We start from the raw sequence: 13,527 nt of genomic DNA, 5'->3' as shown, positions 1-13,527 counted from the left end.
TATTTTGGATAGCTATTGAGCTATTAATTAACTAATAATAAAACTCTTAAAGGAAAAGTAATGACTGAATTGAATCAACAGACTACTTATGACGACAATAATATCTTTGCCAAAATGCTAGATGGTGATATTCCGTATCATAAAGTGTATGAAGATGATAAAACGCTCGCCTTTATGGATATCATGCCGCAAGCCGAAGGTCATGTATTGGTGATACCCAAGCAAAAAGCGGTAGATTTGGTAGATCTTGAGCCAGAATATGCCGCTGCTGTCCTGATGACTTCTAAAAAGGTTATGCAAGCACAGCGTCAAGTGTTTGAGCGTGAAGGCATTATCCAAATGCAGTTAAATGGTTCACAAGCAGGTCAAACGGTCTTTCATTACCATGTACATCTCATTCCATCAAGTATCCATGAGTTGGGACGTCATGCAGTGACCCAAGCCGACAACAATGATTTGGCAGATATTGCGAAGAAGTTGGCGGCAGTGATTGATGCCTAGTCAGGAAACAGAGTGCTTCTGTTTAGGTATAAAAAGTATTGGTATTTACGAATTAGCGAGCATTTATAGATTATAAATCACTAAAAAAATACATATACAATCAAAAGGCAGCTAGCAAGCTGCCTTTTTTATTTTCTTGGTAATAGTCATGTAACATTCGTTAAAGTCATGTTACGAGTTGAACGCTTGTCTAGGGTTTTGGAAAAGAGTGTGATAATTATTATAACCATTCACACACATTTTCTAATCTTTGCCTTAATTAAAAATTTTCTATAAAAAGGCATCGTCAACTTTTGAGGATATTATCTTTCATGAGTAAATTACCTCGTTCGACCATTTTATTACCAGTTTTTGTACCTGCAGCAATTATTATGCTGCTATTGGTCATTGGTACGGCTATTAACCCTGAAGCAGCGGGTGCTCTGTTTAGTGATGTGCTTAGTTTTACGACTGAGACATTCGGCTGGTTTTATATGCTGGCAGTGGCACTGTTTTTGATGTTCATTATTGTACTGGCGTTTTCGTCTTATGGCAGTATCAAGCTGGGCCCTGATCATGCTGAGGCGGAATACGGATTCCTTGAATGGTTTGCCATGCTGTTTTCGGCAGGCTACGGGATTGCGCTACTATTTTATGGAGTAGCGGAACCAGTGATGCATTTTTCTAGTCCGCCAATGTCGGATCCGCAAACTATCGCCGCGGCAAAGGAGGCGATGCAAATTGCGTATTTCCATTGGGGTTTTCATATTTGGGCGATTTATGGTGTTGTTGGTTTATCACTGGCGTATTTTGCGTTTCGTCATGGTCTACCATTATCAATACGCTCGACACTGTATCCGATTATTGGTGACAGGATTCATGGCCCTATCGGTCATACGGTCGATGTGTTTGCGATATTGGGTACGATGTTCGGTATTGCTACCAGTTTGGGCTTGTCAGTATCGCAAATTAATGCGGGACTCAATTATCTATTGCCAGATATCATTCCAGTGAATACGACCGTACAGGTGATTGCCATTGCATTGGTGACAGCCGCGGCATTGGTATCGGTATTGGCAGGGATGGATAAGGGCGTAAAACGCTTATCTATTTTGAATATGCTGTTGGCAACTGCGTTGATGCTGTTTGTATTCGTTGTCGGTCCGACCATTTTTATCCTAAATGCCTTTATGGAAAATACAGGCAGCTATTTGGGTAATATCGTTGAGCGTACCTTTAGCTTACAAGCGTATGAGAATAGCGATTGGATCGGTAGCTGGACCTTATTTATCTTTGCATGGACGATTGCATGGGCCCCCTTTGTCGGTCTGTTTATTGCCAAGATCAGCCGTGGTCGTACCATCCGTGAGTTTGTACTCGGTGTGATGTTGGTGCCAACGTTCTTTACGTTCTTCTGGTTTTCTGTGTTTGGTGATACCGCGCTACATATGATTATGGTCGATGGTTATACCTCATTAATCAGTGAAGTACAAAACAACCAAGCGATCGCTTTGTTTAAACTGTTAGAGAATCTACCGTTTACTGAATTTGTGTCGTCGTTGACCATTTTATTGATTATTACCTTTTTTGTGACGTCATCGGATTCTGGCTCATTGGTAATCGACTCGCTAGCGGCAGGTGGTCGCAGTGATACACCATGGTGGCAGCGTAGCTTTTGGGTAGTGACTGAAGGTGCTGTCGCAGCAGTATTGCTACTTGCAGGTGGTTTAGAAGCCCTACAAACAGCGGCTATCGTTAGTGCGTTACCATTTGCGATTATTATTCTTATTTCAATGTTTGGTATGTGGCGTGCGCTGCGTATCGAAGGACATCGTAATCAGAGCCTTGGTAATGACAACAGACTGCCGCCGCATCTACTCAAACCGTCTGCATGGCGCGAGCGTATCGATTATATGACCGATAAGCCAACGCGTGAAAAGGTTCTTAGCTATATTAAAGAAGTGGTTATGCCTTCGATGATGGAGGTGTCGTCTAAATTTGCAGAAACAGGTTGGACGACTGAGGTCAACTATGATGCGGTCAACAACCGAGCCGTATTAGAGCTACAGCGTGGTGACGATGTCGAGTTTTGGTATGAGGTGCGCTTATCTGAGCATGATGCGCCTGATTATTATACTGAAGACAGCGCAGATACTTTGCCACAAGAGCACCATCATCGCGCTGAGGTGTATCTACGCCGTGGTGGTCAGACCTATGACTTATACGGCTACAAATCTGAATCAGTGATTAATGACATTATTGATCAGTTTGAGAAGTATTTACATTTCCTCAATATATCGCCTGATAGTCTACCGTGGCGCATGCAAGAGCATGATGATGACATCACGCTAGAGCAGGGCAGTGTGCTTGATAAATAATGCATGGGATTTATTAAAAACGAGTAATGCTTATGCAAGCTATTCATGTTAAGCGCTTGCAATAAACGCAGGAATCCTTAGAATAACGGCTTGTTTTCCTTACAAATCAAGCCGTTTTCTTATGTCTATTGATTTTCCCATTTCACCTTTATCCTCGACTTTGTCTGATCATCCATTGTTGCAGCCATTAAATATCGGTGGCCTGACGATTGAAAACCGTCTAATGGTCGCACCGATGGCGGGCGTGACGGACAATCCTTTTCGTCGATTGTGCAAATCATTTGGCGCAGGTCATGCGGTCAGTGAAATGATCATCGCTGATACGGCCCTTTATGCGCGCAAAAAATCCTTATACCGTGCCAATTTTGACAATGAGATTGCGCCTATTTCGGCACAGATAGCAGGTGCTGAGCCGGACAAACTGGCTGAAGCGGCACGATATCAGATTGATAATGGTGCACAGATTATCGATATCAATATGGGCTGTCCGGCCAAAAAAGTTTGTCGTAAGCTGGCAGGCTCTGCATTGTTGCAAGATGAGGATTTGGTCGCGCGATTACTAGATGCAACGGTCAATGCCGTTGATGCACCTGTCACGCTAAAGACACGTCTGGGTTTTGAAAACGGTCGTGAAAACATCTTACGAGTCGCCAAGCGTGCTGAGCAGGCCGGCATTGCAGCAATTGCTATTCATGGACGTACGCGTGAAGACATGTACACAGGCAGTGCACGCTATGAGCTAATACGCGAAGTCAAAGAAAGCATTAGCATTCCTGTTATTGCCAATGGCGATATCGATAGCGCACAAAAAGCTCAACACGTGTATGAGATGACTGGCTGTGATGCGGTGATGATTGGGCGTGCTGCACAAGGTCAGCCGTGGATATTTCGTGATATTGAGCATTTTTTGCGTACTGGCGAGCGCCTAGAGGCACCGAGCGTTAGTGAGATAAAAGAGATCGTACTGGCCCATTTGCAAGAGCTTTATGATTTCTACGGGGAGTACTCAGGCTGCCGCATCGCTCGCAAACATATCGCTTGGTATACGACAGGCATTCCAAATTCTAACGCCTTTAGACAGGCGATGTATGGTGAAGAAAGTACGGTTGGGCAATTTAAAGTGGTCGAGACTTTTTTGCAGGCGCACGAATAGCAAGAAAAAACGGTCAGTTTAAGCAATACACTTGATAATAAATACCTAACTGCTAATATTCATGATATTAAATGCATTTTACGGCTTATTTATTAACTTCAATCCAATTATATTTGTTATGCTTTAGGCGAACATTAACGGAAGTATCATTTACGAAAAGGATCTTTTATGGCCAATCCCTCAAAAAAAGCAATCAGCAAAGCAGTCAAAGATAAGCATGTTATTATCACAGGGGCATCAAGTGGTATTGGTGAGCGTACGGCCTATTTGCTCAGTGAATGCGGTGCTCATGTGATTTTGTTGGCACGTACTGAAGACAAATTAAAAGCCGTGAAAGACAGTATCGAGGAGCTTGGTGGTAGAGCTACTTATTACCCTTGTGATCTGACCAATATGGATGATATAGAAAAAGTCAGCGCGCAAATTTTGGCAGATTTCGGTCATGTAGATGTCTTGGTTAATAACGCTGGTCGCTCAATTCGCCGCTCGGTACACGAGTCTATAGATCGCTTCCATGATTTTGAGCGTACCATGGATATCAATTACTTTGGCGCGGTTAAAATAGTGCTTGGATTTTTGCCGACGATGATTGAACGTCAGACTGGTCAAATTGTTAATATATCATCGATTGGTGTGCTGGCGAATAGCCCGCGCTTTGCCGCTTATGTCGCTTCAAAATCGGCATTGGATGCCTTTAGTCGCTGCTTGGCTGCTGAAGTAAAAGGCGATAATGTCACGATTACCAATATCTTTATGCCGTTGGTGCGTACGCCGATGATTGAGCCAACTAAGTTATACCGCTACATGCCTGCGCTTATGCCGGATGAGGCGGCGATGATGGTTGCCAAAGCGATTGTCCATAAACCAAACAGTATTGCCAGTAACATGGGCAAATTTGCCTCAGCGACTTATTCATTAGCACCAGCTATTAACGTTGGTATTCAATCGATGGGTTATCGTATTTTCCCAAGTACTCGTGCTGGATTGACGAGTGATAAAAAACCAAATATTGCTCAGCGTGCCTTTGCTAGAATTTTACCGGGTGAGCATCACTAGAATCGATTTATTATTAGCTTTGAATACGATGAAAAAGGATACTACGGTATCCTTTTTTTATGCCTCAAATACTCTTAAGCAGTATAAAAGCCTTCTTCGCCGCCAGTATGGGAAGGGGTTAGTTATACGTTAAATGAATTCTCAAAACTTCTGCTATTCAATTTCCTTTATATATCTAATTTTCAGGAAGATGAATGAAATTCATCTTATGTTTAAATTGTATCGTTTTTATTCATGTTTAGATTTCGGTATGATTCACCTCATACAAAGATTTGGTTTTATCTCAGATAAATAAGGTAGCGGATCACCATGAGTAAAGAATTCAATTGTTCAATTAAGCACATTCGTTTTGACGAAAACTATCAGCCTGCAGATAGCACGCGTCTGACGACTAACTTTGCAAATTTGGCACGCGGCGAGCACCGCCAAGAGAACTTACGCAAAACGTTAAATATGATCAATAATCGATTCAATGCATTGGCGCATTGGGACAATCTGACAGCAGATCGTTATTCTGTTGAAGTTGATATCATCTCTGTCGATCTGGATGTTAAAGGCAATGGTCAGACGTTCCCTATTATCGAAACGCTAAAAACAACGATTGTGGATCATAAAGAAAACAAGCGTATCGACGGGATGGTTGGCAACAGTTTCTCATCTTACGTACGTGATTATGATTTTAGTATTGTGTTACCAGAGCATCGCGACAAAAACCTAGCATCCATAACACCAGATAATTTTGGTGAGTTGCACGGCAAGCTGTTTCAATACTTATTGAATTCAGAAGCTTACAATGCTCATTTTCACAAAAAACCTGTGATTTGCCTGAGCGTGTCAACCAGCAAGACTTACTACCGTACTGTCAATCAGCATCCTGTATTGGGCATTGAATACAAGCAGGATGAATACTCGTTGACCGACGACTACTTTCATAAAATGGGCTTAACGGTACGTTATTTTAAGCCTGAGGGTAGCGCCGCGCCATTAGCGTTTTATTTTGCAGGGGATTTGCTAAGTGATTACACCGATCTTGAGCTGATTAGTGCAATCAGTACTATGGAGACCTTTCAAAAGATCTACCGTCCTGAGATTTACAACGCCAACTCAAGCGCTGGACAAGTGTATCAACCTAGCCTGAATTACCAAGATTATTCATTGACTCAAGTAGTCTATGACCGCGCTGAACGCAGTCAGATGGCAGTGACCCAAGGCAGATTTACTGAGACGCATTTTATCAAGCCGTATCAAACCATCCTTGAGGAATGGGCTGCAAACTATGATGTAACAGGCGATACTGCTCAAAAAGAAGCCGCTGACAAGAAAACGGCTAGGAAGCAAGCCGCTTAACTGAGCATCACTCATCAACATAATAAAAAATAAATTAATTAGAAGATAAATCGTATGAAACTATTATTACCGACGTCTACCGCTGGCAGCTTACCAAAACCGTCTTGGCTAGCAGAACCAGAGAAAATTTGGTCACCTTGGGCGTTAGAAGGCGAGCAGTTGCTTGAAGCCAAGCAAGATGCGCTACGCGTCTCATTGCAAGAGCAGCAGCATGCAGGAATTGATATTGTCAGTGATGGCGAGCAGACCCGTCAGCATTTTGTGACTACGTTCATCGAGCACCTTGATGGTGTTGACTTTGAGAAGCGTGAGACGGTCAAAATCCGTAATCGTTATGATGCGAGCGTGCCCTCAGTCGTTGGTGCGGTGAGTCGCCCGAAGTCCGTGTTCGTTGATGATGCCAAGTTTTTACGTCAGCAAACCGATCAGCCAATCAAATGGGCGTTGCCAGGGCCGATGACGATGATTGATACGTTATATGACAGTCATTATAAAAGCCGTGAAAAACTGGCTTGGGAATTTGCTAAAATCCTGAATCAAGAAGCAAAAGAATTAGAAGCGGCTGGCGTCGATATTATCCAGTTTGATGAGCCTGCATTTAATGTGTTCTTTGATGATGTAAACGACTGGGGTATTGCGACTTTAGAGCGCGCCATTGAAGGCCTGAAATGTGAGACAGCTGTCCATATTTGCTACGGCTATGGCATCAAAGCCAATACCGATTGGAAAAAGACACTGGGCTCAGAGTGGCGCGAATACGAAAAAGCGTTCCCTAAACTGCAACAGTCGAAAATTGATATTATCTCACTGGAGTGTCAAAACTCACGTGTACCTATGGATCTGATTGAATTGATTCGTGGTAAAAAAGTGATGGTCGGTGCCATTGATGTGGCAACCAACACTATCGAGACACCGGAAGAGGTGGCAGATACGCTACGCAAAGCGCTACAATTTGTCGATGCTGACAAGCTGTATCCTGCGACCAACTGCGGCATGGCACCTTTGTCTCGCCAAGTCGCACGTGGTAAGCTCGCGGCATTAAGCGCTGGTGCTCAAATCGTTCGTCAAGAGCTGACTGCTTAGAGTTTAGCTGTTTAGGAAATTCTATTTAAAGAATTTCCCTTGCAAAACTAAAATTGAAGCACAATTTTTTAACGTTTCTCAGGATTGAAGCAATGATTGAAGATAGGATTGACGCGACCGACTTTAGAGATGCCATGTCTTTGCTAACGACTGCGGTCAATGTGGTGACCACATCAGGTGAAACGGGCGTACATGGGTTTACAGCATCGGCAGTATGTAGTGTTACAGACACACCGCCGACCTTGCTTGTCTGTATGAATCAAACGTCTCGGTCACATAGCTACTTTCTAGAAAATAAAATTTTGAGTGTGAATGTGTTAGGCGCGCAACATGAGCAGCTGTCCAATGCTTTTGCCTCTAAACTGTGTTCAGAAGAACGGTTTGAATATGGTTCTTGGACACAATTACAAACAGGCGCTCCTGTACTGGAGGATGCCTTGGTCAGTTTTGATTGTGAGATTGAACAAATTCAAGAAGTCGGCACGCATAGCGTCTTTATGTGTCGCGTTGTCGCCATCAATCAGGCTGAGCCACAAGGCGGAACTGATGAAGGGTTGGTTTACTTTAACCGTGCCTATTCTAGAGTGGGGCAAGTGGAGCTTATTTAATCCAATACATATTATCCAACACCTAAGCCTATAGATTATTGCTCGTGCAACATTGAGCAGTCGTTTAACTATAATTATCATTTCATTAAATCTAAATAAGAAGTAACTATCCTGTGGAATTAATAACTTTTTTAATAATAGGGGCGCTAGCAGGATTTGCTGCAGGGCTATTCGGAGTAGGCGGTGGCACTATTATCGTACCACTGCTATTTATTGTCTTTACGCAAATGGGTTACAGTCCTGACACTATTATGCATTTGGCTTTGGGCACCTCACTGGCGACTATCATCGTTACGTCCATAAGCTCGCTCATGGCACATAATAAGAAAGGCGCAGTCATGTGGCCTGTCTTTAAAAATCTGACGCCAGGTTTGGCGATAGGGTGCTTTTTAGGGGCGGGGATCGCAGGACAGATATCTGGTTTATATCTCCAGTTGATTGTTGGTGTGTTTTTGCTTTGGGTCGCTTATAAAATGTTTATGGGTGGTAAAAAGAAAGCAGATAGTGTTGCGGGTAATGTTCATATAGCTTTGCCTTCAAAACCTAAGCAATTAGCAGCAGGGGCGGGTATCGGTATTGCTTCTGCTATTTTTGGCATTGGCGGTGGTAGCTTAACCGTACCTTATCTCACCCGTTACGGTGTAGTGATGCAAAAAGCCGTTGGAACCTCAGCCGCTTGTGGATTGCCTATCGCGATTGCAGGTGCGCTAGGGTTTATGTTCTTTGGCATGCAAGCTCAAGTCGACGTACCCAATACGATTGGCTTTGTCCATATCTATGCTTTTTTAGGCATTAGCATCATGAGCTTCTTTACCGCCAAGCTAGGGGCAAAAGTTGCTCACGCATTATCGCCACAGTTGCTGAAAAAATGCTTTGCGGTACTATTGACCGTCGTAGGCTGTTACTTTTTATATAAAGGGTTGCTATAAGTAGTTTTAGATTAGTGGACGCTGTGAAAGGATTCAAGGGCAGGTTTTCAATGAACTATTCGACTAGCTACATTCTTAAATTGTAGCTAGTCGGTATGTAGTTTTATAGGGAATATGTCGAACCAGTTTCTTATTTAGCTAAATTACTTAACCAAATACTCGCCATAATATCCAAAACATTCCTATCATTAAGACAGCGATCACGAGCAATCGTTTTAGCCAATAAGGCAATAGAGGTTTCTTATAGCCTAAGTCATTTAGCTGACTATCGACACCGTCTTGCAGCCCCTTAAACCCTTGACTCTGTTTGGTGGTTTTGACACGATTTTTTACCAATGGCCCAGGCTCGTCTTCTTCTTGCTCTCTATCAAAGCTGACGGCTTGATTTGGAATGCCTTGTTTACTAGCGATAGTATTGAGCTTCTGTTGTTGCTTTACTTTCAGCTGGGTCTCATAAGCATCAATTCTACTTTTGGCTTCATCCATACTGATGTTTTCGTCTGCCGCCAAAGTTTTGATGGCCATTACTAGGTTGTTTTTTTCGACCATCATAATGACGTCTCTTGGCAACTTGGTATTGACCGTTTTTGCGCTAGGGTCGGGGTTAAACATGACTGTCCTTATTACGGCGTATAAGTGTGAATGAGTGATATGCTCATTATAACCATGTTAGATAAGCAATGTTCAAGCAAAAAAATACCGCGGCCACTATGGTGACTGCGGTATTTTATTATTTATCGTTACTGGCATTTTTGCCAATATTTGATAATTATAGATCTTTCCAGCGTTGGATAGACTCTTTGATGACTTCTTTCGCTTCTGCGACATCGCCCCAAGATTCAACAACCGTCGTACCAGCTTTTTTCAAGTCTTTATAATGACTGAAATGGAACTCTAACTGGTTGATCAACTGCTTTGGTAGGTCTTCTAAGCTGTTGTAAGCATTGCCTGTGTCACGGTCATCAGCAGGTACGACAACGATTTTGTCATCTACTTCGCCATCATCGACAAACTTCATCACACCGATAACTTTGGCTTTTAAGAAAATACCAGTCGGTAGTGGCTGCTCAGTCAATAGCAATACGTCAAGCTCATCGCCGTCTTCGTCAAGTGTTTGTGGGATGAAACCATAGTTACAAGGTTTGGCAAAAATCTGTGGATCAATACGGTCAAGCTCAAATACTGCTAATTCGCGATTCCACTCAATTTTATGGCTGCTACCAGCTGGGATCTCTACTACTACGTTGATGATGCCGCCGTCTACGTCGCCTGCGTCCAAAATTTTGTTAAAATCTGCCATAAAATGCTCCAATTTGCTTTTGTTTTAAATGTTTGAATAAGGGGTTGAGCTAGGGAGACAGCAAGGATAGTTGCTGCGTCCAATTTGTACTGCATGCGATTATAGCAAGTTTGTACTGAATTTTCTCTTAATATTTAAGTCTAAGCGTGCAAGATATTATGCAAAAAAAGATTATGCAAAAATAAGCTCAGAACTTACTTAGGTGCGATAGCTCGTAACTCAATCAGACCAGCATGACGCTTGGCGATGTTATCAATAAGTTTTTGAGTGACTGTCTCATAGCTGAATGAATCGCTCATTTGCTGCTCGGTCTGCGCCTCTGGCTCTGTTTGCTCTGAATCTGTCTGCATGGCTACAAAGTCAGACAATCGCAACATCTGCATGCCGGCATAGCCACAAGGATTGATGGCATTAAATGAAGACAGGTCACAGTTTAGATTAATCGCAATGCCATGGTAGCTAAAGCCATGCTTAATCTTAAAGCCTAGCGAGGCCATTTTGCCAAGCATAATCTTATTATCAAGAGAGTTGTCATCTGTAGAGGTGCGGTCATCTGTTGCAGCAGTATCTGCATATAAGTAGACACCTGGGGCATCGCGGCGTGCATGAGCACTGATATTATCACTATTAGATGGTGAGCTACGCAAACAGTCATTGATGACGTCTTCTATCGCTTGCTCAGCATGGGAGACGAGATTGCGTACACTCCATTTGAGACTGTCTAAGTCAAACAACCAATAGATAACCAGCTGCCCATGACCGTGCCATGTCACCTGACCACCGCGATCGGTCTTGATGATAGGCGTGTCAGTACGCTGTAATATATGCTCTTCTTTGCCTGCCTGTCCCAGCGTGTAGACGTCGTTATGATCGACAATCCACAATTCATCAGGCGTACGCAGCCCTTGTTGTTTTTTTAGATCGATACGTTCGAGGGTGCGTGCCAGCATCGCATCGAGAGTAGGGACATAATCGGCGGCTGAGAGAGATTTGCTGACAAGCGTGTCATTAAGGGGTTGTGTGTCATTTTGCATGAGAGTATCTGTCTTATTATTATCAAGTTTAAAATAAATAATGCTCATCGGTAGTGTAGCAGTTTTGGCGACTATCGCCCAAAGATATATACTGGCGCAATGTCTGTAAATGGCGTAAATGCTAATAGAAAACAGCTAGTAATTGATGACGAAATAATAGGTATAGAACAGTGGCAAGTCGCTTATAAAAGTGCTGCTAGTACAGACGCAGTAGTCAACCAAAGGTGCTGTTCATTGCTCAGTCGATGCGCTACATTAAAGTGTGATGAATGGAATCTGATGAAATTTATAGTCAGAGTAGGTTATCAAAGAGTGCACCTGACTAGAAAGATAGAGCCTCTAACCCAATATAATGTAGTGACTACAAACCTTATGACTATTACTATGATTATGACAAGGAAGACAAATGACAGATAGCAACCAAAGCGCCCATGAGCAGGCAGTGACCGAGACAGGTTTTGCGCTGCAGCGTGTGCCTGAAGCCCTAAGTACGGCGACGACTATCGATGAGATGAAAGCGCAATTTTCACGCTTGCAAATGTTAAGCCGCACCCAGCCAATCAACGATTGGGGCACTCGTACGACGCAGCTAGATAATCTAGAAGTGATGCTTAGCGACAACCAAGAGAGTTTTGCAAAGGCGATTAGTGCAGATTTTGGCTATCGTAGCCAGTCAGAGACGCAGTTTGCTGAGTTATTTCCTAGCTTTACCGGTATTAGCCACGCCAAAAAACACGGCAAAAAATGGATGAAAGCACATCGTGCGCCTATTTCAGCGCTATATATGCCAGCCCATAATGAAATCCAGCCTCAGCCATTGGGTGTGGTCGGTATCATGGTGCCTTGGAATTATCCGTTATTTTTAGCAATTGGCCCGATGATTGATGCAATCACCGCAGGTAACCGCATTATGGTCAAGATGAGTGAAGCTGCGCCGCAATTTGCTCAGACGTTTGCTGACGCCATTGCTCGTTATTTTTCGCCAGATATGATCTGTGTGGTGCTCGGTGAGGTTGAGATTGCTGCCGCCTTTAGTGAGCTACCATTTGATCACCTACTATATACTGGATCGACTGCGGTGGGCAAAAAGGTCATGGCTGCTGCTGCGCCAAATCTAACGCCAGTGACGCTTGAGCTTGGTGGTAAATCACCAGTGATCGTACTAGATGATGCCAATCTAGAGTCTGTCGTCAATCGAGTGATGATGGGTAAGACACTAAATGCTGGACAGACGTGTATTGCGCCAGATTATGTCTTGATTCAACGTCAGTACCATGACCAGTTTATCCAACTCGCAAAAGAGTGGATGACCAAGCATTATCCTGATATCGAAGAAAACCCAGACTATTCTCGCATTATTAATGGTGAGCAGTTCAAACGGGTAAATGGCTATCTAGATGCGCTAACAGGTGGCGAGGTACATGCGTTAACTGGCGCCGAACCCAATATAGAAACCCGTCTGATGCCGCCAGTCATCGTCAGCGAGCCTGCGCCTGATAGTGACCTTATGCAAAACGAGATTTTTGCCCCGATATTGCCGCTGATGCATTACGAGACGCTTGATGACGCCATTTACTTTGTGAACTCACGCCCACGCCCATTGGCGCTATATGTGTTTAGTGACAACTACAGCAGTATCGAAAACGTGCGTAATAATACGGTCTCGGGTGGCTTATGTATCAACGAAGTTTTGATACATGTTGCCCAGCATGACTTGCCGTTTGGTGGCGTGGGTGACTCTGGTACTGGCGCGTACCACGGTAAGGCTGGCTTTGAACGCCTCAGCCATATGAAGCCAATTTTTGTACAAACCAAGCTCAATGGTCTGAATTTATTATTGCCGCCTTATGGTGGACTGTTTAAAAAGGCGATGGCGCTGTTTTTGAAATAACCGTCTTTAAGATAACCACTTTTAATATGACCGCTCTTAAAATAATTGCCTTTAAAGTAACAATTCTTGAATTAGACGTTTTATAGTAGCTATAGAAATTAATAGTGACCTTTTTTAGTCGATATCATAACCAATAGCACCTATCCAGATAGGTGCTATTTTTTTATCTAAAATACCAATTTACAAATATAGATTTCTAAAATTAAGAGCGACTTTTCATAAGAGCTTTATCAAAATTATCGTAAATTTATCTAATGCGTTAATCGAC

General features: G+C 43.1%; 12 protein-coding genes. 9 read left to right on the top strand and 3 right to left on the bottom strand.

From position 1 onward, the window contains the following. The first annotated feature begins 60 nt into the window (after nt 1-60). The 8 genes from HCZ91_RS00965 (at nt 61) to HCZ91_RS00930 (ending at nt 9,034) form a co-directional block, all read left to right on the top strand. Nucleotides 61-501: an HIT domain-containing protein gene (locus HCZ91_RS00965; protein ID WP_179797423.1), complete on the top strand. Its 441-nt coding sequence runs from the start codon at nt 61-63 to the stop codon at nt 499-501. Nucleotides 502-812: 311 nt separating this feature from the next. Continuing rightward, nucleotides 813-2,858 (top strand): BCCT family transporter, encoded by a 2,046-nt coding sequence (locus HCZ91_RS00960; protein WP_179797421.1) that lies wholly within the window; start codon nt 813-815, stop codon nt 2,856-2,858. A gap of 121 nt (nt 2,859-2,979) precedes the next feature. Continuing rightward, entirely contained in the window at nt 2,980-4,011 is a 1,032-nt protein-coding gene (gene dusB, locus HCZ91_RS00955; RefSeq protein WP_179797419.1) for a tRNA dihydrouridine synthase DusB, read from the top strand. A 168-nt stretch (nt 4,012-4,179) separates the two neighbouring features. Then, entirely contained in the window at nt 4,180-5,067 is an 888-nt protein-coding gene (locus HCZ91_RS00950) for an SDR family NAD(P)-dependent oxidoreductase (RefSeq protein WP_165597297.1), read from the top strand. 309 nt (nt 5,068-5,376) lie between these two features. After that, a complete protein-coding gene (locus tag HCZ91_RS00945) occupies nt 5,377-6,414 on the top strand; it encodes a DUF1852 domain-containing protein (protein ID WP_179797417.1) in 1,038 nt (345 codons plus the stop codon). A gap of 54 nt (nt 6,415-6,468) precedes the next feature. Beyond that, the gene (locus HCZ91_RS00940) at nt 6,469-7,497 is read left to right on the top strand and encodes a methionine synthase (RefSeq protein ID WP_179797415.1); all 1,029 of its coding nucleotides are present in this window, start codon (nt 6,469-6,471) and stop codon (nt 7,495-7,497) included. A gap of 92 nt (nt 7,498-7,589) precedes the next feature. Continuing rightward, the gene (locus tag HCZ91_RS00935; RefSeq protein WP_179797414.1) at nt 7,590-8,105 is read left to right on the top strand and encodes a flavin reductase; all 516 of its coding nucleotides are present in this window, start codon (nt 7,590-7,592) and stop codon (nt 8,103-8,105) included. 113 nt (nt 8,106-8,218) lie between these two features. After that, nucleotides 8,219-9,034, top strand: a complete 816-nt coding sequence (locus tag HCZ91_RS00930; RefSeq protein ID WP_179797412.1) for a sulfite exporter TauE/SafE family protein — start codon at nt 8,219-8,221, stop codon at nt 9,032-9,034. A gap of 147 nt (nt 9,035-9,181) precedes the next feature. On the opposite strand, the gene HCZ91_RS00925 is transcribed toward HCZ91_RS00930, so the two are convergent. The 3 genes from HCZ91_RS00925 to lipB form a co-directional block, all read right to left on the bottom strand. Beyond that, nucleotides 9,182-9,646, bottom strand: a complete 465-nt coding sequence (locus HCZ91_RS00925) for a hypothetical protein (protein ID WP_179797410.1) — start codon at nt 9,644-9,646, stop codon at nt 9,182-9,184. A 157-nt stretch (nt 9,647-9,803) separates the two neighbouring features. Continuing rightward, nucleotides 9,804-10,334, bottom strand: coding sequence for an inorganic diphosphatase (locus HCZ91_RS00920; protein ID WP_057759479.1), 531 nt, complete (start codon nt 10,332-10,334; stop codon nt 9,804-9,806). A 194-nt stretch (nt 10,335-10,528) separates the two neighbouring features. Then, nucleotides 10,529-11,368, bottom strand: a complete 840-nt coding sequence (lipB, locus tag HCZ91_RS00915) for a lipoyl(octanoyl) transferase LipB (protein ID WP_179797408.1) — start codon at nt 11,366-11,368, stop codon at nt 10,529-10,531. Nucleotides 11,369-11,774: 406 nt separating this feature from the next. On the opposite strand from lipB, the gene HCZ91_RS00910 reads away from it, so the two are divergent. Further along, nucleotides 11,775-13,259, top strand: a complete 1,485-nt coding sequence (locus HCZ91_RS00910) for a coniferyl aldehyde dehydrogenase (RefSeq protein WP_179797406.1) — start codon at nt 11,775-11,777, stop codon at nt 13,257-13,259. Nucleotides 13,260-13,527 lie beyond the last annotated feature (268 nt).

Source organism: Psychrobacter sp. BI730 (genome assembly GCF_013414195.1).
In the GTDB taxonomy this organism is placed as follows: Bacteria; Pseudomonadota; Gammaproteobacteria; order Pseudomonadales; family Moraxellaceae; genus Psychrobacter.
Note: the sequence above shows the minus strand (reverse complement) of the source record. Positions and strands in the feature narration are given on the sequence as shown.

Excerpts from the sequence above, each read along its gene's own strand:
- HCZ91_RS00965 (WP_179797423.1), top strand. The coding sequence starts at position 61 with ATGACTGAATTGAATCAACAGACTACTTATGACGACAATAATATCTTT.
- HCZ91_RS00960 (WP_179797421.1), top strand. The coding sequence starts at position 813 with ATGAGTAAATTACCTCGTTCGACCATTTTATTACCAGTTTTTGTACCT.
- dusB (WP_179797419.1), top strand. The coding sequence starts at position 2,980 with ATGTCTATTGATTTTCCCATTTCACCTTTATCCTCGACTTTGTCTGAT.
- HCZ91_RS00950 (WP_165597297.1), top strand. The coding sequence starts at position 4,180 with ATGGCCAATCCCTCAAAAAAAGCAATCAGCAAAGCAGTCAAAGATAAG.
- HCZ91_RS00945 (WP_179797417.1), top strand. The coding sequence starts at position 5,377 with ATGAGTAAAGAATTCAATTGTTCAATTAAGCACATTCGTTTTGACGAA.
- HCZ91_RS00940 (WP_179797415.1), top strand. The coding sequence starts at position 6,469 with ATGAAACTATTATTACCGACGTCTACCGCTGGCAGCTTACCAAAACCG.
- HCZ91_RS00935 (WP_179797414.1), top strand. The coding sequence starts at position 7,590 with ATGATTGAAGATAGGATTGACGCGACCGACTTTAGAGATGCCATGTCT.
- HCZ91_RS00925 (WP_179797410.1), bottom strand. The coding sequence starts at position 9,646 with ATGTTTAACCCCGACCCTAGCGCAAAAACGGTCAATACCAAGTTGCCA.
- HCZ91_RS00920 (WP_057759479.1), bottom strand. The coding sequence starts at position 10,334 with ATGGCAGATTTTAACAAAATTTTGGACGCAGGCGACGTAGACGGCGGC.
- lipB (WP_179797408.1), bottom strand. The coding sequence starts at position 11,368 with ATGCAAAATGACACACAACCCCTTAATGACACGCTTGTCAGCAAATCT.
- HCZ91_RS00910 (WP_179797406.1), top strand. The coding sequence starts at position 11,775 with ATGACAGATAGCAACCAAAGCGCCCATGAGCAGGCAGTGACCGAGACA.